This is a genomic window from Dickeya sp. MK7, from assembly GCF_000406305.1.
GTDB classification, from domain to species: Bacteria; Pseudomonadota; Gammaproteobacteria; order Enterobacterales; family Enterobacteriaceae; genus Dickeya; species Dickeya fangzhongdai.
Window position 1 is genome coordinate 3663523 of the sequence record NZ_CM001984.1, and the last position, 23383, is coordinate 3686905.

Below are 23383 nucleotides of genomic sequence, written 5' to 3' on the forward strand. Positions count from 1 at the left end.
CCGCTATTTTTTGTTGTGCCGTTAATTTTCCAATGATTATCGAGGTGTATTATCTTTACCCGGGTAGCTAATTTTTGCCGCAAGGTACTGAATCGTGAGAATGAGCCCGCCAGGGCGGACAATCCGCCGCAGGCGATGACGGTCGTTCCCCGTGACCAGCACGCCATTTCACGTAGCGACATTAGTGAGAATGCGCTGAAAGTACTGTATCGCCTGAGCAAAGCGGGCTATGAGGCTTATCTGGTGGGCGGCGGCGTCCGCGATCTGCTGTTGGGCAAAAAACCCAAAGACTTCGATATCACCACCAACGCCACCCCGGAACAGGTCCGCAAGTTGTTCCGCAACTGCCGGCTGGTGGGCCGCCGTTTCCGTCTGGCGCATGTGATGTTCGGCCCCGAAGTCATTGAAGTCGCGACATTCCGCGGCCACCACGAACAGCATCAGGAACAGGAAACGAAAAACGCCGCCCAGCAAGGCCACAACGGTATGCTGCTGCGCGACAACATTTTCGGCACCATCGAGGAAGACGCCCAGCGGCGCGACTTCTCCATCAACAGCCTCTATTACAGCATCGCCGACTTCACCGTTCGTGACTACACCAACGGCCTGAACGACCTGCGTCAGGGGTTGATTCGCCTGATTGGCGAACCGGAAACCCGCTACCGCGAAGACCCGGTGCGCATGCTGCGCGCCGTGCGATTCGCCGCCAAACTCGGTATGCGCATCAGCCCGGAAACCGCCGAGCCGATTCCCCGTCTGGCCTCGCTGCTGCACGATATTCCGCCGGCGCGGCTGTTTGAAGAATCCCTGAAACTGTTGCAGGCGGGCTACGGCTATCCGACCTATCAGTTGCTGTGCGAATACCAGCTGTTTCAGCCGCTGTTTCCGCTGATCAGCCGTTATTTCACCGCTAACGGCGAAAGTACGATGGAGCGGATGATCGTACAGGTGCTGAAAAACACCGATCAACGCATCCAGAACGACATGCGCGTCAACCCGGCGTTTCTGTTTTCCGCCATGCTGTGGTACCCGCTGGTGGAGCACGCCCAGAAACTGACGCAGGAGAGCGGGCTGGCCTACTTCGAGGCGTTCGCCTTAGCCATGAACGACGTACTGGACGAACAGTGCCGCTCGCTGGCGATCCCCAAACGTATTACCTCGCTTGTCCGCGATATCTGGCAATTGCAGTTGCGTCTGTCGCGCCGTCAGGGCAAACGCGCCTTCAAGCTGATGGAACACCCGAAATTCCGCGCCGCGTATGACCTGCTCTGCCTGCGCGCGGAAATCGAAAACCATCATGAGCTACAGCGCCTGGCGCAGTGGTGGGGCGAGTTTCAGGTCGCCGCGCCGCCGCGCCAGCAGGTGATGCTGAACACACTGGATGACGGCCCGACGCCGCATCGCCGCTCACGTCGCCCGCGCAAGCGCCCTGCCCGCCGGGACAACGCCCGGTGATCCGGGTTTATCTGGCGCTGGGCAGCAACCTGTCCGAACCATTGCAACAGGTGCGCGCGGCGCTAACCGCGCTGGACGCCATTCCGCACACCCGGCTGGCGCGCTGTTCGTCATTTTATCGCAGCCGCCCGCTCGGCCCGCAGGATCAGCCTGATTATCTCAATGCGGTCGCCGAGTTACAGACCGCGTTGCCGCCGGAAACGCTGCTGGACCATACCCAGCGCATTGAGCAGGAACAAGGACGAGTACGTAAGGATCACCGCTGGGGACCGCGTACTCTCGACCTTGATATTCTGCTGTTTGGCTCCCTGACGCTGCATACCGAACGACTCACGGTGCCGCACTATGACATGAAAAACCGTGAGTTCATGCTCTACCCGCTGGCTGAACTGGCGCCGGAACTGGTGTTTCCCGATGGAGAAGCGCTGGCGACGCGGTTACAGCAGGTGCCCCGCAACGGCCTGACCCTGTGGGCCGACCAATAACCATCCCCCCATTCTCCTGCCGACCGCGACGCGCGGTTGGCGCCGGATAGGTACCAATCTCTTGTTTTACAAATAGAAATAGATCGCTGTTCCTGATGCCTGCCTTCCATTAGAATGACTCACCTTTGAAATGCCCTTGAGTTGACTCAGGAAGGTTGCCATGAAAGCGACGACGATTTCTCATCTGCGCCAGTGGAAACAGGAACAGAAAAAGTTCGCCACACTGACCGCTTACGACGCCAGCTTCGCCCAGTTGTTTTATGAACAGGGTATCCGCGTAATGCTGGTGGGGGACTCTCTCGGTATGCCCGTGCAGGGCCACGATTCGACCCTGCCCGTTACCATTGACGATATGGTTTATCACACCCGCTGCGTACGGCGCGGCGCACCTCATTGCCTGCTGTTATCCGATCTCCCCTTCATGGGCGCCGCCACGCCGGAACAAGCCTGCCAGCAAGCCGCGGCGTTGATGCGCGCCGGCGCCAATATGGTCAAGATCGAAGGCGGTAGTTGGCTCGTGCCGACCGTGCGCATGCTGACCGAACGCGCCGTCCCGGTGTGTGGACATCTGGGGCTGACCCCGCAGTCGGTCAATATCTTTGGCGGCTATAAAGTCCAGGGGCGTGACGAAGCCGCCGCCAGCCAGCTGCTGGAAGACGCGCTGGCGCTGGAACAGGCTGGCGCTCAGTTACTGGTGCTGGAATGCGTGCCGGTATCGCTGGCCCAGCGAGTGACCGACGCACTCAGTATCCCGGTCATCGGCATCGGTGCCGGCAATGTCACCGACGGCCAGATTCTGGTGATGCACGACGCGCTGGGCGTGACCGGCGGCCATACGCCGAAGTTCGCCCGCAATTTCATGGCGGAAGCAGCGGATATCCGCGCCGCCGTTCGCCTGTATGTGCAGGAAGTCGAACAGGGAACCTTTCCCGACGAGCAATACAGTTTTGTTTAACACAGGAGCAAGCGTGTGTTGATTATTGAAACGCCGGTGCTGCTGCGCCGCGAACTCCGCCGCTGGCGTCAGGAAGGAAAACGCATCGCATTGGTGCCCACCATGGGCAACCTGCATGACGGCCACCTGACGCTGGTGGACGAGGCCCGGGCTCGGGCCGACATCGTGGTGGTCAGTATTTTTGTCAACCCATTGCAGTTTGAGCGGGCGGACGATCTGGCCCGCTACCCGCGCACCCTGCAGGAAGACTGCGAGAAGCTGACGCGGCGCGGCGTTGACCTGGTGTTCGCGCCCGCACCCGACACCCTCTACCCTAACGGCCTGCAACAGCAGACGTTCGTGGAAGTCCCGGGGCTGTCGCAGATGCTGGAAGGTGCCAGCCGTCCGGGGCATTTTCGCGGCGTCTCCACCGTCGTCAGCAAGCTGTTCAATCTGGTGCAGCCGGATGTAGCCTGCTTTGGCGAAAAAGATTACCAGCAACTGGCGCTGATCCGTCAGATGGTGGCCGACATGGACTACGACATCAGCATCGTCGGCGTGCCTATCGTGCGCGCCAAAGACGGCCTGGCGCTTAGCTCTCGCAACGGTTATCTCACTGCCGAAGAGCGTCAGCAGGCGCCGCAGCTTCGCCGCATCATGAACGAGGTGGTAGAGCAATTATCCAACGGCGACCGGCAAATTGATGATATGCTCGCCAACGCATCAGAGGCGCTGCGCGAGGCCGGATTCACGCCCGACGAGCTATTTATCCGCGACGCCGCAACGCTGCAGCCGCTGACCATCGACAGCACCTGTGCCGTGGTGCTGATGGCGGCCTGGCTGGGCAAGGCGCGCCTGATTGACAACCAGCAGGTGGATTTGACCACCTGATTTTTCCAACCAGAGTGACAGACCGATGATTCGAACCATGCTGCAAGGTAAGCTGCACCGGGTGAAGGTAACCCAGGCAGATTTACATTATGAAGGGTCCTGCGCCATCGATCAGGATTTTATGGACGCCGCCGGTATTCTTGAATACGAAGCGATCGACATCTACAACGTGGACAACGGCCACCGTTTTTCCACCTACGCGATCGCCGCTGAACGCGGCTCCCGCATCATTTCCGTCAACGGAGCGGCCGCACGCTGCGCCTGCGTCGGCGACAAGCTGATTATCTGCTCCTATGTGCAGATGCCGGATGAGCAGGCGCGCGAGCACCGCCCGAAGGTCGCCTATTTTGGCGACAACAATACGTTGCAGCGCACCGCCAAAGCCATTCCGGTGCAGATCGCCTGAGTCATTGCGCCTATAAAAAAGCGGGACGGCACACGCCATCCCGCTTCACATCCGACAAAAACGCCTGATTAACTGCGCAAGCCGCGCCCACGCTCAATCAACCACCAGCTCAGCCCGTAGAACACCACGATAAACGCCAGCAGCACCGCCAGCGTCAGTGGCAGCGGCACATCATGAATACCCAGGAATCCGAAGCGGAAACCGCTGATCATATAAACGACCGGGTTCAGTTTGGACACCGCCTGCCAGAACGGCGAGAGCAACGACAGCGAATAGAACACGCCGCCCAGATAAGTCAGCGGCGTCAGCACGAAGGTGGGAATCAGGCTGATGTCGTCGAAGGTTTTGGCGAATACGGCGTTAATCAGCCCCGCCAGCGAAAACAGCATCGACGTCAGCAACAGTGTCACCACCACCATCCACCAGGCATGGACGTGCAGCGGCACAAAGAACAGCGACACCGCCGTGACCAGCACGCCGACGCAGATGCCGCGCGCCATGCCGCCGCCGACATAACCGGCGATGATGATGTGGGTCGGCACCGGCGCCACCAGCAGCTCTTCGATATTGCGCTGAAATTTGGCGCTGAAAAATGACGACGCGACGTTGGCATAGGCGTTGGTAATCACCGACATCATGATCAGCCCCGGCACGATGAACTGCATGTAACTAAAGCCGTTCATCTCGCCGATGCGGGTACCGATCAGATTGCCGAAAATGATGAAGTACAACGACATCGTAATCACTGGCGGCACCAGCGTTTGGATCCAGATCCGGGCGAAGCGGTTGATTTCCTTGCTCCAGATGCTCTGCAACGCTACCCAATATAACCCCATCATGCTTTATCTCCGTTGTTATTGAGCAGCGCGACAAACAGTTCTTCCAGGCGATTGGCCTTGTTGCGCATACTGAGAACCTGAATGCCTTGCGCGCTGAGCTGGCTGAAAATGCCGTTCAGCCCTTGCTCGCGTCTCACTTCCACTTCCAGCGTAGAGGTATCCACCAGCCGGTGCTGATAGCCTTCCAGCCTGGGAAGGGCGCTCTTCGCCGCCAAGTCGAAAAAGAAGGTTTCCGATTGCAGCTTGGCCAGCAGCGCCTTCATCGAGGTGTTTTCCACCAGTTGCCCGGACTGGATGATGCCGATATTGCGGCACAGCATTTCCGCTTCTTCCAGATAATGGGTGGTCAGGATGATGGTGGTGCCCTGCCCGTTGAGTTCTTTGAGGAACCCCCACATTGAGCGACGCAATTCGATGTCCACCCCGGCGGTCGGCTCGTCAAGAATCAGCAGCTTGGGTTCATGCATCAACGCCCGGGCAATCATCAGCCGGCGCTTCATCCCGCCGGACAACATGCGGGCGCGCTCGTTGCGCTTGCCCCACAGGTCGAGCTGGTTGAGGTATTTTTCGGCGCGCCGCAACGCCTCCTGCCGGGGAACGCCGTAGTAACCGGCCTGATTGACCACAATTTGCATCACGGTCTCAAACGGATTGAAGTTGAATTCCTGCGGCACCAGCCCCAGTTGCCGCTTGGCGTTCACAATATCCCGGTCCAGATCGTGGCCGAACACCTGAATCCTGCCGTCGGTCTTGTTGACCAGTGAACTGATGATGCCGATGGTGGTGGACTTGCCTGCGCCATTAGGGCCCAGCAGAGCATAGAAATCCCCGGCTTCAACGCGCAGGTCGATACCGCGCAGCGCGCGAACGCCCCCCGGGTACGTTTTGGTCACATTCATCAATTCCAGTGCATATGTCATAGCTGAAAGCGTGCCTTATTATCAGTTGAGCGAGTCCTGGTCGGACCCAGTTTTCGATTTCAAAACCCCTGTGATTGCTCTATATTACCCCTCACCGCCCTTTTGTTGTTACAGGTCATTTACTTTCATGAAAACGATAGAAACGCTGATCGCCAATAACCAGCAATGGTCTGAAACGATAGTGAAAGAAGACCCTGATTATTTTGAACGACTGGCATTAGCTCAGCGTCCCCGCTTTCTGTGGATTGGTTGTTCTGATAGCAGGGTTCCCGCAGAAAGCCTGACCAGCCTCGAACCGGGCGAACTGTTCGTTCACCGCAACGTGGCTAACCTGGTGATCCATACCGATCTTAACTGCCTGTCCGTAGTGCAGTACGCCGTTGAGGTTCTGGAAGTGGAGCACATCATCATTTGCGGCCACTATGGCTGCGGCGGCGTGCAGGCCGCGGTTGAAAACCCGGAACTGGGGTTGATCAACAACTGGCTGCTCCACATCCGTGACCTGTGGTATAAGCACAGCTCATTACTGGGAGAATTGCCACCCGAACAGCGAATTAACAAACTGTGTGAAATCAACGTAGTGGAACAGGTGTACAACCTGGGTCACTCCACCATCATGCAGTCGGCCTGGAAACGCGGCCAGAAGGTGACGATTCATGGCTGGGTCTACGGGATTCAGGATGGTCGTCTGCGTGACCTGGAAGTCACCGCCACCAGCCGCGAGACGCTGGAGCAGCGTTACCGCCGGGCGGTCTCGTCGCTGCTGTAATCATTCCTATCGCGCCCATGCCGGCATGGGCGCGATTTCACGCTTTACTGCGGAATCACCTTGCCGATAAACGGCAGATGGCGATAACGCTGGGCATAATCGATGCCATACCCCACCACAAACTCATCAGGGATGGAAAAACCAACCCATTCTACCGGTACCTGAACTTCACGGCGTGACGGCTTATCCAGCAACGTACAAATGGCCAGCGACTTCGGCTCGCGCAGTTGCAGAATTTCCCGCACCTTGCTCAGGGTATTGCCGGAGTCAATGATATCTTCGACAATCAGCACGTCTTTGCCGCGGATATCTTCATCCAGATCCTTCAGAATCTTCACGTCGCGCGACGAGTTCATGCCGCCGCCGTAACTGGAGGCGGTCATAAAATCCACCTCGTGGGAAAGGTCAATGGCGCGGCACAGATCGGCCATAAACACAAAGGAGCCGCGCAGCAGTCCCACCAGCACCATGTCGCTGCCGCTGTTGCGGTAATGCTCGCTGATTTGGCGTCCGAGTTCGGCCACCCGCGCCTTGACCTCCCGCTCGGAGATCATGACGTCCACCGTATGTTTCATCATACTGACAACTCACAGAAAAAAGGTATCCAGTATCGGCCTCTGGGGCCATACTCCGATGCTGACACACAGCCAGGCTGTGCCGCAATTCATCACGGCGCGCAGTATAACAGAAAGCCTGGGTTCACCCACCCCACTAGCGGAGAGAGCATGACATCCTTATCGTCTTCAATGGCTGACAGCGCCATCACCTATAAAGTGAATGATCCCATCAATGTCGATCAGTTTATCCATCTGCTAAACCGAACCTCGCTGGGCCCGAGACGACCGCTGGATCAGCGGGATACCCTTGCGGGCATGCTAACCGAAACGGACCTGCTGGTGACGGCATGGCGCGGCGATGAACTGGTGGGCGTGGCGCGCAGCGTGACGGATTATCACTTTTGCTGCTACCTGTCCGACCTGGCGGTGGATGAAACTTGTCAGCATGGCGGCATCGGTCGTCAGCTTATCGCGCATACCGTACAGCAGCTCAAACCACAGTGTCGTCTGATTCTGATTGCCGCGCCTCAGGCCGTGGATTATTACCCCAAAATCGGCTTTGAAGCCCACCCCAGCGCCTGGCACATTCTGGCGGGCGACTTTCTCGCGCTGGAGCGTTGAGGTCTGCGAGAGGTTTGCCGAGTGTGGTGAAAATATCAACGTATTCGCAAGAGAGTCAGGATTTCGTTATCGGCAGATAAAAGAGGGTAAAACGCGTTGCGCTGCATCAGTACAAGGTTTTTCATATGTCATGACCAACCTATGGAGAGGTGTAACATGACATCACTATCGAAAATTTGCCGTACTGCAGCGCTTATCGCCGGTATTTCTCTGATTTCCGCCGTATCCGTGGCCTCCGCTCATCCGGAAGGCGCCGAGCCGCCGGCATTCAGCAAACCCGGCGCATTTCCACCACCGCCCGGATTCCCGCCGCCGATGCCTGCGCTGTACCAGGCGTCGCTGCAGGCGACCGACCCGGTGCAAGCCGTCAACAAGCTAGTCGCCAATGTGCCGCAAGGCAATGGCAAAACCTATGAAGTCAGCATCAGCGTGCGGGAAATTCCCCCCATGCCTCAGCCTGAACCACACGCGCCGAATGCAGCCAAATAGCATCGCGTGTGATAGTACTGAAACTGATAGTACCGAAGCATTGATGACCATGCCGGTAGCCCGGAGAAAAAAGCAGAACGGTGAGCGCCTGTGTTGAACAAGGTCGTTAGCAGGCGCTCCCGGCGTTCGACGGACGAGGCGGGCCTGACGCCCGCTACTCCTGCGAACCGATCGCCGTTTCCGGCGGAAACAGAACCGGTTGATCGGTGCGAATACTGAGCCGGACCGGCTGCCCCGGTTCAAACCAGTTGCCGCTTTGCACCTGAAGCTCCAGCTCATTGACCCGGACGCGGTAAAAATTGCTGGTTCCCATAAACAACCGATCTTCGATTACGCCCGAGCCTTCCTCATCCAGCGCCAGCGCAATTTCCTGCGGACGAACCAGCCAGTCATAACGTGCGCCATGCGGCAGTTTCAACGCTCGCGTCGCCTGATGCTCGCCGAGAAAACTCTGCCATTGACGGTCACCGCTGATCTTCACCGGCAGGTAATTGGTGTTGCCCATAAAACTTGCCACATAACGATTGACCGGCCGGTAGTAGAGATCGGCGGAAAACCCCTGCTGCACAATACCGCCGTCATGGATCAGGATCAGGTGATCGGCGAAGGCGAAGGCGTCTTCCCGATCGGATGTCGCAAACAGCGTGGCGATCTGACGCTGCCGCAGAATCTGGCGCAGCTCGCTGATCAAGCGGTAACGGATTTGGCTGTCAACGGAGGAAAAAGGCTCATCCAGCAGCAACAGTTTAGGCTGGCACGCCAGCGCACGGGCCAGCGCCGCCCGTTGATTCTGCTCTCTGGACAGTTCATGAGGATAACACCGGGTAAAGGTTTCCAGTTGCATCAACCCTACCGCATCCATCGCCAGAGTGCTGACCTCTTCCGATGACCTGCCGCGCAGCCCGAAGGTAATGTTCTCCATGACCGTCAGATGGGGAAACAGCACATCATCCTGAAACACCATCCCCACGACGCGCGGCGATGACTCGGCGCCCTGCGCCAGGGAGTCCGCCTTCTGACCGGCGATGACTATTCTGCCTTGTTCCTGCGGCAGCAGACCCGCTATCGATTTCAGCAGCGTAGTTTTACCATCGCCGCTGGCCCCAAGCAGGCACACCATTTCGCCTTCATGCACCGAAAAACTCACGTTTTCCAGCACGGAAAGTTGCGGATAGCGGCAACTGAGCGAGGCTATCGTTAGTATCTCCGGGGTCGCCATAACTTACCTATCCTTCCATTCTCATCAATCGGGTTATCCCAAACAGCGGGATCATCCCCACGCCCACCAGCATCAGCGCGGGGGTCGCCACCAGCGGCAGCCGTTCATCCATCATGAAGCGGAACACATAGGTCGCCATGGTTTCCACTTCAAACGGCTGCAACAACAGCGATGCATTCAGCTCACGCAGGCTTTCGGTAAACACCAGCAATACGCCGACAATCATGCAGTGACGCAACTGCGGCAGATAAACCCACAGCACCTGCAGGGCCGGCGTATAGCCAAGCGACTGGCTGACATGAGTCATGGCCCCCGACAGACGGGACATACGGACTTGCAACCGGTCAATCAGCAAACCGCTAAAACGCATGCAGTAAGCCAGAATCAGCACCAGCACTGACCCCGCCCAGGGGTCGTCCACCACACCGCCGGCCGTGGCGCGCCAGGCATCCAGCCCCAGAAACGGCACCAGCAGGCCCATACCCAACGCCGTTGAGGGCAATAACCGATTGAGATTCAGCCAGCGCAGCGGGTTACGGTAAGCGGGATTGCCGATTGCCTGGAAATCAAACGTACACACCACCGCCAGCCCAATCACCAGCAACATCGCGCAGGAGGCCGCCATGAAGCTACTGGTAAACGCCAGCAAAAACGGCAAACTCCAGATTGGCGCTTCGGACACTATCGCCCACCCCACCATCCGACCGACCGGCACCACAAACGCAATCACCACCAGTGCGCCACCAAACAGCATCGTCAGAAAACGCGGCCACCCGTGCAGCACCGGCAAGTTGTTCGGGCATATTCCGCAGTTTTTCTGGTAACGCAACTGACGGGCGCGGCTGCGACGCGCCTGAAACCAGATCAGGAACACCAGCGGCAACAGCAACGACATCAATAATGCCGCCGTACCGTGCTGCGCCTTGTCGCGCCACAGGTCCAGACCGGCCGTGGTGATCGTTTGCAAAGAGAAGTAAGCGGAAATACCGTAATCGCCGAGCGCTTCCGACGCCATCAGCACCATACCCAGCGCGATCGCCGGGCGGGCCATGGGAAAAACGACACGCCAGAATACCTGAGCGCGGGTCTGGTTCATCAGCCGGGCAGCCTGTTGCAGACTGACCGGTTGCGACATCAGCGCCGTTCGAACCAGCAGGTAGACATACGGAAACAGCACCAGCGCCAGACACAGGCTGGCGCACGCCACCATCAGCGCCTGTTGCCAGAATGTCTGGGGCGCAACGTCCGTATCAAACGACAGGGCGTACAGCGTTTGCTTGACCGGCCCTTCGTACCCCAGCGCGTCGCCATAGACCGCAGCCAGCAGATAACCGGGCATCGCCAGCGGCAGCAACAGCGCGCGATGCAGCCACACCTGACCGGCGAAACGGTAGCGCGACATCAGCCAGGCCAGCGGCAACGCAAACAGCAGGCTGAACAGCACGCAGCCCGCCACCAGCATCAGCGAGTTCGTGCCATAAACGGGCAGAGCATGCCATAGCGCCGACACCGCGTCGCCAGGAGCGGACAACGCCATCCCGACCATGGTTACCAGCGGGAATAGAAGTATTCCTGCCAACAGCACACTACTGATGCGCCAGATACCTGAAGTCATGAGAAATCGTGAGATAAATTTAAACTGCACTATTAATATCAAAGCCAGACGCTGGCGTCATGGTGTCAATCGCTGATAAATAGCCGGTAATTGCGCCATTGAACATACACCCCTCCGTTTGCCCCGCCCGGCGCGGTTCTTCGCCTCTTGCGGATATCACGCTGATCTTAATAAAACTTGAAATCCGGGCCGGTAACTGTGATAACGTCATCTGATGAAAGATGAAACAGGTTGAATTATGAAACATTCCGCGCTGGTGCTGCTCCTGCTTTCGCTGTTGGGCTTCTCCTCCGCCAGTAAGGCATTGAATGATTTCGAGGCTGAAGACCTCGCCGATCTGACCGCCATTTTTGTTTATCTGAAAAACAACTGTGGTTACAAAGATCTCCCCAACGAGCAAATCCGCCGGGCGCTGGTGATCTTTGCCCAGCAAAATCGCTGGGATTTGAGCAACTACAATCAGTTCGATATGATCGCCCTTGGCGAAGCCAGTTACCGCGACCTGAGCGGCATCGCCATCCCCACCCCGAAGAAATGCCAGTATCTGGCACGAAATTCGCTAAGTTTACTCGCGAATACTCAGTAAAGCGTAAAATCCTCCGCATTGCGTGAAATTTGACCGTGCAAGCACCATGAGAGTTAGCTATCATAGCGCGCCAATTTTCATGGCTGTTATCGCGGAGGAAGCCCTAACATGTCCCAGAAAGAAATTTGGTATGAGACCCTGCATGCCAACTTTGGTCAGTACTTTTCGATAGACCAGGTGCTCTATCATGAAAAAACCGACCATCAGGATCTGATCATCTTCGAAAACGCCGCGCTGGGCCGGATTATGGCGCTGGATGGCGTAGTGCAGACCACCGAACGCGACGAGTTCATCTATCACGAAATGATGACCCATGTTCCGCTGCTGGCCCACGGCAACGCTAAACGCGTGCTGATCATCGGCGGCGGCGACGGCGGCATGCTGCGCGAAGTCTGCCGCCACCGTAACCTGGAACAGATCACGATGGTGGAAATCGATGCCGGCGTGGTGGCGTTCTGCCGTCAGTATCTGCCCAACCACAGCGCCGGCGCCTACGATGACCCGCGCTTTCGTCTGGTGATTGACGACGGTGTTAACTTCGTCAACGCCTGTCAGGAAAAGTTCGATATCATCATTTCCGACTGCACCGATCCTATCGGCCCCGGCGAAAGTCTGTTTACCTCGGACTTTTATCAGGGATGCGCACGCTGCCTGAACGACGGGGGAATCTTCGTGGCGCAGAACGGCGTCTGCTTCCTGCAGCAGGATGAAGCGGTCAACAGCCATCAGAAACTGAGCCGCTATTTCAGCGACGTCAGTTTTTATCAGACCGCCATTCCGACTTACTACGGCGGAATCATGACCTTTGCCTGGGCCAGCAACAACCCGGCATTGCGTACGATCGATCAAAATAGCCTGCAGCAGCGGTTTGACGCCGCGGGAATCGAATGCCGTTATTACAATCCGGCCATTCATACCGGCAGCTTTGCCCTGCCGCAATATTTACTGAATGCCCTGTCAGCCGCCCGCTGACCACGGCATCCATAAGGGGGTGAATTAAATTGCAAAAGCTGAAACTACATGGCTTTAACAATCTGACCAAAAGCCTGAGTTTTTGTATCTACGATATCTGTTACGCCAAAACGCCTGCCGACCGCGATGGCTATATCGCGTACATTGATGAGCAGTACAATGCGAACCGTCTGACAGAAATCCTGAGTGAAACCTGTTCCATCATTGGCGCCAACATTTTGAATATTGCCCGCCAGGATTATGAACCACAGGGCGCCAGCGTCACTATTCTGGTCAGCGAGGAACCGATGGACCCACGCGACGTGGATACCTCCGAACATCCCGGCCCGCTACCGAACTCCGTCGTCGCGCATCTCGACAAGAGCCATATCTGCGTACACACCTATCCGGAAAGCCACCCCGGCGGCGGCCTGTGCACCTTCCGTGCGGATATCGAAGTATCTACCTGTGGGGTCATTTCGCCGCTCAAAGCGCTCAACTATCTGATTCATCAGCTGGAATCGGACATCGTGACCATCGATTACCGTGTGCGCGGTTTTACCCGCGACATCAACGGCGTCAAGCATTTCATCGACCACAAAATCAATTCGATTCAGAACTTCATGTCTGACGACATAAAATCGCTCTATCACCTGATGGACGTAAACGTTTACCAGGAAAACATTTTTCACACCAAAATGCTGCTGAAGGATTTCGACCTGAAGCACTACCTGTTTAACGTTAGTCCGCAAGAACTGAGCCCGGAAGAGCGCAAACGTATTACCGATTTGCTGTATCGCGAGATGCAGGAGATCTATTACGGCAGAAACATCGCGACCGTTTGACCATTCACCTGAGGGCGCCCGCCCTCAGGTTTCCTTCGCCGACCAATTCCTTTCCCAGGTTCACTTTGCCAAAACCTCTATATATTGCGTGGTTGATATTTTAAAACACAATATCTAGTATTTATTGCGAGACGGACAGCAACGGTTCGCCCGTATGCATTGAACCATGTATTGAACTATGCATTGAAAACCGGCTCACCCAAAAGCGCCCTGACTCTCTCACTTTCGATGACAAAGGTAAATACGAATCATGATCATTAGCGTTTATAGCAAAGCAGACTGCCCCCAATGCGACGCTACCTGCCGCACGCTGGATAGCTATGGCGTGACCTACCGCAAGATCGATATCTCCAGCGATGAGCAGGCGCGGGAACATGTACTGGCGCTCGGCTACCGTCAGGTGCCGGTGGTGGAGACCAACGGGGCGCACTGGTGTGGTTTCCGCCCGGATAAACTCCGCTCGCTGCGCGCCGTCACAGCCTGAGACAACGATGATGAATCCGATCATCTATTTCTCCAGCCAGTCGGAAAACACGCATCGGTTCGTCTGTCGTCTGGGGGTGCCGGCGATGCGGATACCACTGCAGGCCGAAGCGCCAATGCCGGATATCGCCAGCCCCTACATTCTGGTGGTGCCCAGCTACGGCGGCGGCAGTACACACGGCGCGGTGCCCCGTCAGGTCATCCACTTTCTGAACCAATCATCGCGCCGTGCGTTGCTGCGCGGCGTCATCGCCGCCGGGAACCGTAACTTTGGCGCCGCCTACGCCATCGCCGGCGACATTATCGCCGCCAAATGCCAGGTTCCCTGCCTTTACCGCTTTGAGCTGTCTGGCACCCCGGAAGATGTAGACAACGTACGCAGAGGAGTGACCCAATTTTGGCTACAGCAGAATTCCTGACCGAAGCGCCTTCCAGCCAGCTGGATTACCATGCGCTCAACGCCATGCTGAACATTTATGACGCCGATGGCCGCATTCAGTTTGAACAGGATCGGCAGGCGATTCAGGCCTATTTCCGCGATCACGTGCTGCCGCGCACCCGCCGCTTCCCGTCTCTGGAAGAGAAACTGCGCTGGCTGCAACAGGAAGGGTATTACGAACCCCAGGTGCTGACGCGCTACCAGCCTGACTTCATCGCCGACCTGTTCCAGCGCGCGGCCGAACATCGCTACCAGTTCCAGAGCTTCCTGGGCGCCTTTAAGTTTTACACCAGCTATGCGCTGAAAACCTTCGACGGCAGCCAGTATCTGGAAAGCTATGACGATCGGGTCTGCATGGTGGCGCTGACGCTGGCGCGGGGCGACGTCCAACTGGCGCGCCAACTGGTGGATGAAATGATGAGCGGTCGTTTCCAGCCCGCCACGCCGACCTTCCTCAATTGCGGCAAACAGCAGCGCGGCGAGCTGGTGTCCTGCTTTCTGCTGCGTATTGAGGACAACATGGAGTCCATCGGCCGGGCGGTCAATTCCGCGCTGCAGCTCTCCAAACGCGGCGGCGGCGTAGCCTTTATGCTGACCAACATCCGTGAAACCGGCGCGCCGATAAAACGCATTGAAAATCAGTCATCCGGCATCATCCCCATCATGAAAATGCTGGAAGACGCCTTTTCCTACGCCAATCAGCTCGGCGCCCGGCAAGGGGCCGGAGCGGTTTATCTGCATGCCCATCATCCGGATATCCTGCGCTTTCTTGATACTCGCCGGGAAAACGCCGACGAAAAAATTCGCATCAAAACCCTGTCGCTGGGGGTGGTCATTCCGGATATTACACTGCGGCTGGCCCGCGCCAATCAGGATATGCACCTGTTCTCACCCTATGACGTTGAGCGGGTGTATGGCATGCCGCTGTCGGAAATCAGCGTCAGCGAAAAATACGACGAGTTGGTCAGTCACCCCGGGATTCGCAAGTGGGCCATCAACGCCCGTCAGTTTTTCCAGACGCTGGCCGAGATCCAGTTTGAATCCGGTTATCCCTACCTGATGTTCGAAGATACCGTGAACCGCCACAACCCGGTGGCCGGGCGCATCACCATGAGCAACCTGTGCTCGGAGATTCTGCAGGTCAGCCGCGCCAGCGAGTATCAGGAAGATTTGAATTATCGTCAGGTCGGGAAGGACATTTCCTGTAACCTCGGGTCGCTCAATATTGCCCGGGTGATGGATGGCGGCAACCTGGCCCGTTCAGTGGAAATTGCCGTGCGGGCGCTGACAGCCGTGTCTGATATGAGCCATATCGGCGCGGTGCCGTCTATCGCCAACGGCAATACTGAGTCTCACGCCATCGGGCTCGGGCAGATGAACCTGCACGGCTATCTGGCGCGTGAAGGGCTGTTTTACGGTTCGGAAGAGGCGCTGGATTTTACCAACCTCTATTTTTATGCCGTGACGTATCACGCCTTGCACACCTCCAGCCTGCTGGCACAGGAGCATAACCAAACCTTCGCCGGTTTCGCTGATTCGCAGTACGCCAGCGGCGCATTTTTTGATCGTTATCTGTCGCAGGAGTGGCAACCGGCCACGGGACGCGTGCGTGACCTGTTCGCTTCCTCCGGCATTGCGCTTCCCTTACGGGAAGACTGGCTGGCACTGAAAGCGCAGGTGATGCGCCACGGGCTCTACAATCAAAACCTGCAGGCAGTGCCGCCCACCGGTTCGATTTCCTATATCAATCATGCTACGGCGAGCATCCATCCGATTGTTTCGCGCATCGAAATTCGCAAGGAAGGCAAACTGGGGCGAGTTTATTACCCTGCGCCGTACATGACCAACGACAACCAACGCTTTTATCAGGACGCCTATGAAATCGGCCCGGAGAAAATTATCGACACCTATGCCGTGGCGACCCGTCATGTCGATCAGGGGCTGTCGCTGACGCTATTTTTCCCCGATACCGCCACCACCCGCGATATCAACAAAGCGCAGATCTACGCCTGGAAAAAAGGCATCAAGACCCTGTACTACATTCGCGTGCGCCAAAAAGCGCTGGAAGGCACCGAGATTCAGGGCTGTGTGTCCTGCTCGCTCTAATACACGCTGCTGCACCACATGAACAACGGAGATAACTGCATGAGTCCGCTTTCGCCCCTGAAGGCCATTAACTGGAATCGCCCGCAGGATGACAAGGATCTGGAGGTCTGGAACCGGCTGACCACCAATTTCTGGCTGCCGGAAAAAATCGCGCTGTCCAACGATATGCCATCCTGGGCGCAATTGAGCGATATCGAACGTCAACTCACGCTGCGCGTGTTTACCGGCCTGACGCTGCTGGATACATTGCAGAATACTCAGGGCGCCCCTGCGCTGATGGCCGATGCGTTGACGCCGCATGAGGAGGCCGTGCTCTCCAACATCGGGTTTATGGAAGCGGTCCACGCCCGCTCTTACAGCGCCATCTTTTCCACCCTGTGTCTGACCAGCGAAGTGGACGACGCCTATAGCTGGAGCGAACGCAACCAGCCGTTGCAAAACAAGGCGGCGCTGATCCTCTCGCATTACCAGCATGACGACCCGCTGAAAAAGAAAATCGCCAGCGTCTTTCTGGAGTCCTTTCTGTTTTACTCCGGTTTTTACCTGCCGATGTACTGGGCCAGCCGCGGCCGGCTGACCAATACCGCCGACCTGATTCGCCTCATCATCCGCGACGAAGCGGTGCACGGGTATTACATCGGCTACAAATACCAGCAGGGGTTAAAACACGTGGGTACGCAACAACAACGGGATTTGCAGGCCTTCGCCTACGATTTGCTGCAAACTCTGTACGACAATGAAGTGGATTACACCCACGAACTGTATGACGGCGTCGGCTGGAGCGATGATGTAGTGAAGTTCCTGCACTATAACGCCAACAAAGCGCTGATGAATCTGGGCTATGAAGCGCTGTTTCCCGCCAGCATGACCGACGTCAATCCGGCTATTTTGGCCGCCCTGTCGCCGGGCGCAGAGGAAAATCACGATTTCTTCTCCGGGGCAGGCTCATCCTATGTGATTGGCAAAGCGGTGGAAACCGAAGACGAAGACTGGGATTTCTGAGGCCCGGAAACGAAGAAGCCCCGAATCAGATGATTCAGGGCTTCGGAATGGTTGGCGGTGCGGACGGGACTCGAACCCGCGACCCCCGGCGTGACAGGCCGGTATTCTAACCGACTGAACTACCGCACCGCGCTGTGCTCAGTGAGCGAGGTGAATACTACGGGGCACCATCGGTTGCGTCAATGCTTTTTATCACTAACTGCTTCTGTTTGCTTACATTTTCAGCGCAGCGCCGCCTTTGTGATCAAAGACCATAAACTCAGTTACGCCACAGGCAACTGCCGCCTTTTTTCACAATCAAATCCAGACGTTGCTCATGCGCCACCAGTTCTTCGTCACTGGCATACAACACCGCCAGAGCCGATGCCGGGCGTGAAATGCGCTGGATGGTTTCCGCTTGCGCCGCCTGCTGCTGGGTATCGCCCTCCATCGAAAAGGCCAGCGACGTTTGACCGCCGGTCATCGCCAGATAAACTTCGGCCAGAATTTCGGCATCGAGTAACGCGCCGTGCAGCGTACGCTTGCTGTTATCTATCTGGTAACGATCGCACAACGCATCCAGGTTATTACGCTTGCCGGGAAATAACCGGCGCGCCATCAGCAGGCTGTCGGTAATGGTGCAGAACGTCTCGGTTTTCGGGATATCGCGCTTCAGTAAGCGAAACTCATAGTCCATAAAGCCGATATCGAACGCCGCGTTATGGATCACCAGCTCGGCACCGCGGATGAAATCGAGAAAATCATCGACGACATCGCCGTAAGTCGGCTTATCCGCCAGGAATTCATCACTGATGCCATGAATGTTATAGGCCTCCGGATCCACCAACCGGTCCGGTTTGAGGTAGACATGGAAGTGGCGCCCGGTCAGACGACGGTTCACCACCTCGACCGCACCGATCTCAATAATCTTGTGCCCTTCATAATGAACCCCCAGTTTATTCATACCGGTGGTTTCAGTATCAAGAACGATTTGTCGTGTAATTACAGTGCTCATCGGTTTCGTTTATGTCAGACTTGTACTTTTGACCATGAATAAGAGTCTACCAGAGATGCTAAAACAGGTAGAGATTTTCACCGACGGATCCTGTCTCGGCAATCCCGGTCCAGGTGGATACGGGGCACTGCTGCGTTACAAGCAACACGAAAAACCCCTCAGCGCAGGCTACCGGCTCACCACCAATAACCGGATGGAATTGATGGCGGCAATCGTCGCGCTGGAAACCCTGACCACACCTTGCGAGGTAACCATCACTACCGACAGCCAGTACGTCCGCCAGGGCATTACCAGTTGGATCCATAACTGGAAAAAGCGCGGCTGGAAAACCGCGGATAAAAAACCAGTGAAAAACGTCGACCTGTGGCAGCGGCTGGATCAGGCTATTCAGCGTCATACCCTGCACTGGCAATGGGTGAAAGGCCATGCAGGCCATCCGGAAAACGAACGCTGTGATGAACTGGCCCGCCAGGCTGCCAGCGCACCCACGCTTGATGACACCGGCTATCAGCCGGAGTAGCCTTACCGTAACGAGCCCCCCAGACTGACGTTCAATCATGCCGATAACGATAGCTTTTCGTCGCCCCGACCGGGCGATTCAGCGGTGATTTCCTCAGCAGGGTTTTGGACGGCGTCATGGTCAGCGGAATCGTGCGTTTGCGCGCGACAATCAGGTTCAGACATCCCAGCAGCGGCAGCGTATTGTTCCACTTGCCCTGGCCGGGCTGACGCCAGGGCAGCACCTGCAAACTGTTATGATGCACAATCTCGTAATTCAGCAGGCTTAGCCAGTCCATCACGCGCATCTGGCTGAACATCCGGCTGCAATACGGCTGACGCCGGCGCATACCGGGCACCAGACGCCCCAGACCAACCAGACTGACCGGGTTGAACCCGCTGATGATGATCCAGCCATCGTTAATCAAGATCCGGTCCACCTCGCGTACAATCCGGTGAGGATCGGCAGAATAAGCCAGCACATGAGCCAGCAGACAGGCATCCACCGACTTCTCGACAAACGGAAGCTGGTAAGGGTCCGCCATGACATGCGTCGCTTGCGGCTCCCGGCTGACGTTGACCTGATGCGGAATCGTACACGTCTGGCTGTCAATCGCCGTACTCAACCGGCCGATTTTCAGCAGGTGGAATCCAAATATCCGACTCCACCACGGGGACAGCGCCGAATTCAGCGTATGAAGATAGTACTCTCCCCAGGGAATCGCCTCCCAACTATCAGGCGCTACGATTTTCTGGGATGTTTGTGCTGGCTTCATGTTTTAGTATCTTCCGCAGGCTAATCGCAAAAAATGAGGATGCAGCATGAATCTTATCAGTGTACCGGCCTTCAAAGACAACTACATCTGGCTACTGGCCAACGATGAAAAGCAATGCGTGATTGTGGATCCGGGCGAAGCCGCCCCCGTGCTACAGGCGTTGGAAGATCACAAGCTGTTCCCTGTCGCCATTCTGTTGACCCATCACCATAATGATCATACTGGCGGCGTTCGCCAACTGGCGGAACACTACCCCGGCATACAAATTTACGGCCCACAGGAAACCAAACCGTGTGGCGCGACACATACAGTACAGGAAGGCGACGTAATTACTGCGGCCGGCTCGGAATTTTCTATTTTTTCCGTGCCCGGGCACACCGCAGGACATATCGCGTATCATAGCCGCCCATATCTGTTCTGTGGCGATACATTATTTTCTGCTGGGTGCGGTCGCATTTTTGAAGGTACAGCACAACAAATGTTCGAATCATTGATCAAGTTGGCTGATTTACCCGATGAAACCCAAGTATGTTGTGCACACGAGTACACATTATCCAATCTGGAGTTCGCGCACCACGTTTGGCCAGAAGATGCGGATATCCATGATTATCTACTTAAAATCAGGCAATTACGTGAAAAAGGAGAATCATCCCTCCCTTCCACACTGGGGCGGGAACGAAGAATAAATATTTTTTTACGTTACCATGACATTGATTTGCAAAGAAAATTGTCCATTAATACGGACCACAAGGGTGATTGGCAGATTTTTGCGCACTTACGCGCCATGAAAGACCGATTCTGACGGTTTTTGTTGTACTGAATTGCCAATCAAAGTATCATTGTTTGTCTTTTAAGCAACTATTGACACAGATATGAAGACTAAAGCGATATTTATCGCCTCAGTCGTGCTGACCGGTTGCCAGGTGCCGCCTAATGACACCTCCCAACCCAGACAGCATGCACAGAGTCTGTCTTCGGCAGGTCAAAGTGAAGCAGGAAAGTACACAGATGGTCGAGAGACCGGTGCGCGGTGGCTGGATGATGACAGCATCGCGCAAAGAGATCTGTGGAACTTCATTGGCGACGAGCTGAAGATGGAGGTTCCGGAAAACACCCGGATCCGCGAGCAAAAACAGCGTTACTTAAAAAATAAGAGCTATCTCCACGATGTAACATTACGGGCAGAGCCGTACATGTACTGGATAGTCGGGCAGATTAAAGAACGTAAGATGCCGATGGAACTGGTACTGCTACCCATAGTGGAGAGCGCTTTTGACCCAAACGCCAGGTCATCATCCAACGCCGTAGGGCTTTGGCAGATTGTTCCTGGCACCGGGCGCAATTATGGGTTGAAACATACCCAATGGTATGACGGACGTCGTGATGTTGTTGCATCCACGACCGCTGCATTGGATATGATGCAGCGCCTGAACCGCATGTTTGACGGCGATTGGTTACTAACCGTGGCTGCCTACAACGCGGGTGAAGGGCGAATCATGCAAGCGGTGAAAGCGAATAAAGCGAAAGGCCGTCCAACTAATTATTGGGCGCTGGCGTTGCCGTATGAAACGTCAACCTATGTGCCCAAGATGTTGGCGCTGAGCGATATTCTCAAGCACAGCAAAAAATATGGAGTTGAGCTGCCTAAGCCCAATGAAAACCGCGCTCTGGCGCGAGTAGATCTGGGTCAGCAGATGGAGTTGACGCAAGCAGCTGAACTGGCGGGATTATCTGTCACCAAGCTGAAGAGCTACAACACGGGTTACACACGTGATGTTACTGCGCCAAATGGGCCGCATTACATTATGGTACCCAAGTCTCATGTGGGACAGTTGAAAGACTCGCTGGCAGACGGTGACATTGCCGCTGTCCAACCGGCTAAAGCCGCGCAACCGGCGGTCGCGACTCGCTCTGTAGGATACAAAGTTCGCGCAGGTGATACGTTATCAAGCATCGCCAAACGAATGAATGTCCGTACGCAGGATCTGCAAAGCTGGAACCGCCTCAAGGGCAGCGCTCTGAAGGTGGGTCAAACATTGCAGGTTGCCAAAGCAACGGTGCCCGTGACGGCCGGTGTCGTAGCAAGCAACAACAAGTCGAACTCGATTGTTTATCAGGTTCGCAAAGGTGATTCGCTGGCAAGCATTGCCAAACGCCATGGCGTTAACATTGCTGATGTCATGCGCTGGAATACGGTCATCAAAGATGCCAACCTCCAGCCAGGCGACAGGCTGACACTTTATGTCACCAACAGACAATCACCGGACTCCTGATACTTGTAAGTAAAAAACCGCCATTTACGGCGGTTTTTTTATTGGTGCAGCAGGAGCTCAGGAAACATCGAATTCCACCAGCAAAGGGTTATGATCGGATGCGTCGGTAACCAGCACCGACGAATTTGCCACCCCCAGCTCGCGATAAAAGACGAAATCCAACGGACGGCCAAATGCGCGGCGCCGCTGATCGTCAGAAAACACCACCTCTCCAAGCCCCATTCGATGGGCAAACCGATAAAGCGCGCTCACTCTGGGCTGGCTCCAGGCATTAAAGTCCCCCGCCATCACCACTGGTCCGTTATGGCGCTTCAACTGTTCGCCAATAGTTTCCAGTTGTTTTGTATAAGCCTCAACACCCAGGCTAAAATTGACAGCATGAATATTTATGACCATCAATAAACGCCCGTCGCTCAGTGAATACACAGTGATCAGCGCTGATTTAGCCAGACGAATCAACGGCTCTCTCTCGCGCAACGGAAAACAATACATAGGTTGTGCAGATGATAACGTCATCACACCAGAAGGATGAGAGGGAAGAACAAAAGCGGGTACCTGTTCGGCAGAAAGATAATGCGTAGTGGCAAAACGAATCAGTTCAGGACTTGATTGTGCTTCCTGCAACAGCATCAACTGGGTGTTCTCGCCAAAACCTTTCAGGACCGAGAGCCAATTCGTACGCTGTTGTTTAAAAATATTCCACACCATCACCCGCAAGCGATCCTCCGTTGGCATCAGAGAACCCGAAGATGCAGGCTGCTGTTTTAAATAATGCATTGCCGCAGGCTGAAAGATACGTTCAACAGGCTGTCCGGCAACGTACCTCATGGCATAGGTTTTCTTACGCACATTGTTCCTGCTTATAACCGATGAACTGTTAATCGTTATAGGGTTTTTATCTTCGAGTTTCAATGGGTATAACTCGTCAGATGAAAAATTCGGTATCAAGATCGAATAGCATGTAATGCGGCAGATGATAGCTTTGAAAAGATCGATTACGAGTTAAAAACGATCGCCAGCGTCAGTCAGAGAATGATGAGCAGGGAAAATAGCAAAAAGCCCCGAGCTTATGCTCAGGGCTTTTATATGTTGGCGGTGCGGACGGGACTCGAACCCGCGACCCCCGGCGTGACAGGCCGGTATTCTAACCGACTGAACTACCGCACCACCGATTCTGTACGTTATCAGAGGAGTCAATCCGATAACCGGTGTTTTCTTACACCACAATTT

Annotated in this window: 26 protein-coding genes and 2 tRNA genes; 18 read left to right on the forward strand and 10 right to left on the reverse strand. The window is 55.8% G+C overall.

Annotated features, from left to right (window positions below):
• Nucleotides 1-51 precede the first annotated feature (51 nt).
• The 5 genes from pcnB (at nucleotide 52) to panD (ending at nucleotide 4171) form a co-directional block, all read left to right on the forward strand.
• On the forward strand, nucleotides 52-1455 hold the full coding sequence (gene pcnB / locus DXXMK7_RS15805) for a polynucleotide adenylyltransferase PcnB (protein WP_071605223.1): 1404 nt from the start codon (nucleotides 52-54) through the stop codon (nucleotides 1453-1455).
• Nucleotides 1452-1940, forward strand: a complete 489-nt coding sequence (gene folK / locus DXXMK7_RS15810) for a 2-amino-4-hydroxy-6-hydroxymethyldihydropteridine diphosphokinase (RefSeq protein ID WP_038666614.1) — start codon at nucleotides 1452-1454, stop codon at nucleotides 1938-1940. Before pcnB ends, folK begins: the two co-directional genes overlap by 4 nt.
• 160 nt (nucleotides 1941-2100) lie before the next feature.
• The gene (panB, locus tag DXXMK7_RS15815; protein WP_038919917.1) at nucleotides 2101-2895 is read left to right on the forward strand and encodes a 3-methyl-2-oxobutanoate hydroxymethyltransferase; all 795 of its coding nucleotides are present in this window, start codon (nucleotides 2101-2103) and stop codon (nucleotides 2893-2895) included.
• A gap of 15 nt (nucleotides 2896-2910) precedes the next feature.
• Nucleotides 2911-3765 (forward strand): pantoate--beta-alanine ligase, encoded by an 855-nt coding sequence (gene panC, locus DXXMK7_RS15820; protein ID WP_038919918.1) that lies wholly within the window; start codon nucleotides 2911-2913, stop codon nucleotides 3763-3765.
• Between the two features lie 25 nt (nucleotides 3766-3790).
• Nucleotides 3791-4171, forward strand: coding sequence for an aspartate 1-decarboxylase (gene panD / locus DXXMK7_RS15825; protein WP_033569519.1), 381 nt, complete (start codon nucleotides 3791-3793; stop codon nucleotides 4169-4171).
• 68 nt (nucleotides 4172-4239) lie between these two features.
• Here panD and DXXMK7_RS15830 read toward each other — a convergent pair whose 3' ends face one another.
• Both DXXMK7_RS15830 and DXXMK7_RS15835 read right to left on the reverse strand, forming a co-directional pair.
• On the reverse strand, nucleotides 4240-5010 hold the full coding sequence (locus DXXMK7_RS15830) for an ABC transporter permease (RefSeq protein ID WP_038919919.1): 771 nt from the start codon (nucleotides 5008-5010) through the stop codon (nucleotides 4240-4242).
• Nucleotides 5007-5930: an ABC transporter ATP-binding protein gene (locus DXXMK7_RS15835; RefSeq protein WP_038919921.1), complete on the reverse strand. Its 924-nt coding sequence runs from the start codon at nucleotides 5928-5930 to the stop codon at nucleotides 5007-5009. Before DXXMK7_RS15835 ends, DXXMK7_RS15830 begins: the two co-directional genes overlap by 4 nt.
• A 127-nt stretch (nucleotides 5931-6057) precedes the next feature.
• Between DXXMK7_RS15835 and can the strand changes: the two genes are divergently transcribed.
• Nucleotides 6058-6699, forward strand: a complete 642-nt coding sequence (gene can, locus DXXMK7_RS15840) for a carbonate dehydratase (protein WP_038919922.1) — start codon at nucleotides 6058-6060, stop codon at nucleotides 6697-6699.
• Nucleotides 6700-6743: 44 nt separating this feature from the next.
• Here the strand turns inward: can and hpt are convergent, their stop codons facing one another.
• On the reverse strand, nucleotides 6744-7274 hold the full coding sequence (hpt, locus tag DXXMK7_RS15845) for a hypoxanthine phosphoribosyltransferase (protein WP_038669363.1): 531 nt from the start codon (nucleotides 7272-7274) through the stop codon (nucleotides 6744-6746).
• 150 nt (nucleotides 7275-7424) lie between these two features.
• On the opposite strand from hpt, the gene DXXMK7_RS15850 reads away from it, so the two are divergent.
• The gene (locus DXXMK7_RS15850; protein WP_038919923.1) at nucleotides 7425-7877 is read left to right on the forward strand and encodes a GNAT family N-acetyltransferase; all 453 of its coding nucleotides are present in this window, start codon (nucleotides 7425-7427) and stop codon (nucleotides 7875-7877) included.
• 156 nt (nucleotides 7878-8033) lie between these two features.
• Entirely contained in the window at nucleotides 8034-8366 is a 333-nt protein-coding gene (locus DXXMK7_RS15855) for a hypothetical protein (RefSeq protein ID WP_038919925.1), read from the forward strand.
• A 154-nt stretch (nucleotides 8367-8520) separates the two neighbouring features.
• Here the strand turns inward: DXXMK7_RS15855 and DXXMK7_RS15860 are convergent, their stop codons facing one another.
• On the reverse strand, nucleotides 8521-9585 hold the full coding sequence (locus DXXMK7_RS15860; RefSeq protein WP_038919926.1) for an ABC transporter ATP-binding protein: 1065 nt from the start codon (nucleotides 9583-9585) through the stop codon (nucleotides 8521-8523).
• Between the two features lie 7 nt (nucleotides 9586-9592).
• Nucleotides 9593-11200 carry an iron ABC transporter permease gene (locus DXXMK7_RS15865; protein ID WP_038921085.1) on the reverse strand — a complete coding sequence of 536 codons (1608 nt, stop codon included), beginning with the start codon at nucleotides 11198-11200 and terminating at the stop codon, nucleotides 9593-9595.
• 238 nt (nucleotides 11201-11438) lie between these two features.
• On the opposite strand from DXXMK7_RS15865, the gene DXXMK7_RS15870 reads away from it, so the two are divergent.
• The 7 genes from DXXMK7_RS15870 to nrdF all read left to right on the forward strand — a co-directional run bounded on the left by DXXMK7_RS15870 (nucleotide 11439) and on the right by nrdF (nucleotide 17612).
• Nucleotides 11439-11786, forward strand: coding sequence for a YacC family pilotin-like protein (locus DXXMK7_RS15870; RefSeq protein ID WP_013319060.1), 348 nt, complete (start codon nucleotides 11439-11441; stop codon nucleotides 11784-11786).
• Nucleotides 11787-11894: 108 nt separating this feature from the next.
• Complete coding sequence (gene speE / locus DXXMK7_RS15875) at nucleotides 11895-12758, forward strand: polyamine aminopropyltransferase (RefSeq protein ID WP_038919927.1); 864 nt, start codon at nucleotides 11895-11897, stop codon at nucleotides 12756-12758.
• A gap of 29 nt (nucleotides 12759-12787) precedes the next feature.
• Complete coding sequence (speD, locus tag DXXMK7_RS15880) at nucleotides 12788-13582, forward strand: adenosylmethionine decarboxylase (RefSeq protein ID WP_038919928.1); 795 nt, start codon at nucleotides 12788-12790, stop codon at nucleotides 13580-13582.
• Nucleotides 13583-13832: 250 nt separating this feature from the next.
• Entirely contained in the window at nucleotides 13833-14066 is a 234-nt protein-coding gene (nrdH, locus tag DXXMK7_RS15885) for a glutaredoxin-like protein NrdH (protein WP_038919929.1), read from the forward strand.
• Nucleotides 14067-14076: 10 nt separating this feature from the next.
• The gene (gene nrdI / locus DXXMK7_RS15890) at nucleotides 14077-14484 is read left to right on the forward strand and encodes a class Ib ribonucleoside-diphosphate reductase assembly flavoprotein NrdI (protein ID WP_038921086.1); all 408 of its coding nucleotides are present in this window, start codon (nucleotides 14077-14079) and stop codon (nucleotides 14482-14484) included.
• Nucleotides 14463-16610: a class 1b ribonucleoside-diphosphate reductase subunit alpha gene (gene nrdE, locus DXXMK7_RS15895; RefSeq protein ID WP_038919930.1), complete on the forward strand. Its 2148-nt coding sequence runs from the start codon at nucleotides 14463-14465 to the stop codon at nucleotides 16608-16610. Before nrdI ends, nrdE begins: the two co-directional genes overlap by 22 nt.
• Nucleotides 16611-16649: 39 nt before the next feature.
• Complete coding sequence (nrdF, locus tag DXXMK7_RS15900) at nucleotides 16650-17612, forward strand: class 1b ribonucleoside-diphosphate reductase subunit beta (RefSeq protein ID WP_038919931.1); 963 nt, start codon at nucleotides 16650-16652, stop codon at nucleotides 17610-17612.
• Nucleotides 17613-17664: 52 nt separating this feature from the next.
• Here the strand turns inward: nrdF and DXXMK7_RS15905 are convergent.
• Both DXXMK7_RS15905 and dnaQ read right to left on the reverse strand, forming a co-directional pair.
• Nucleotides 17665-17741 (reverse strand) — tRNA-Asp (locus DXXMK7_RS15905).
• A gap of 130 nt (nucleotides 17742-17871) precedes the next feature.
• Complete coding sequence (gene dnaQ / locus DXXMK7_RS15910) at nucleotides 17872-18606, reverse strand: DNA polymerase III subunit epsilon (RefSeq protein ID WP_038919932.1); 735 nt, start codon at nucleotides 18604-18606, stop codon at nucleotides 17872-17874.
• Here dnaQ and rnhA point away from each other — a divergent pair.
• Complete coding sequence (gene rnhA / locus DXXMK7_RS15915) at nucleotides 18560-19126, forward strand: ribonuclease HI (protein WP_161131269.1); 567 nt, start codon at nucleotides 18560-18562, stop codon at nucleotides 19124-19126. The genes dnaQ and rnhA overlap by 47 nt on opposite strands.
• A 31-nt stretch (nucleotides 19127-19157) precedes the next feature.
• On the opposite strand, the gene DXXMK7_RS15920 is transcribed toward rnhA, so the two are convergent.
• On the reverse strand, nucleotides 19158-19880 hold the full coding sequence (locus DXXMK7_RS15920) for a class I SAM-dependent methyltransferase (protein WP_038919935.1): 723 nt from the start codon (nucleotides 19878-19880) through the stop codon (nucleotides 19158-19160).
• 46 nt (nucleotides 19881-19926) lie between these two features.
• Between DXXMK7_RS15920 and gloB the strand changes: the two genes are divergently transcribed.
• On the forward strand, nucleotides 19927-20682 hold the full coding sequence (gene gloB, locus DXXMK7_RS15925; protein WP_038919936.1) for a hydroxyacylglutathione hydrolase: 756 nt from the start codon (nucleotides 19927-19929) through the stop codon (nucleotides 20680-20682).
• A 70-nt stretch (nucleotides 20683-20752) separates the two neighbouring features.
• Entirely contained in the window at nucleotides 20753-22153 is a 1401-nt protein-coding gene (mltD, locus tag DXXMK7_RS15930; RefSeq protein ID WP_038919937.1) for a murein transglycosylase D, read from the forward strand.
• Nucleotides 22154-22210: 57 nt separating this feature from the next.
• On the opposite strand, the gene DXXMK7_RS15935 is transcribed toward mltD, so the two are convergent.
• Together DXXMK7_RS15935 and DXXMK7_RS15940 are read right to left on the reverse strand one after the other, a co-directional pair.
• Nucleotides 22211-23002 carry an endonuclease/exonuclease/phosphatase family protein gene (locus DXXMK7_RS15935; RefSeq protein ID WP_071605224.1) on the reverse strand — a complete coding sequence of 264 codons (792 nt, stop codon included), beginning with the start codon at nucleotides 23000-23002 and terminating at the stop codon, nucleotides 22211-22213.
• A 241-nt stretch (nucleotides 23003-23243) separates the two neighbouring features.
• Nucleotides 23244-23320: transfer RNA gene (locus DXXMK7_RS15940), tRNA-Asp, on the reverse strand.
• Nucleotides 23321-23383: the final 63 nt, after the last annotated feature.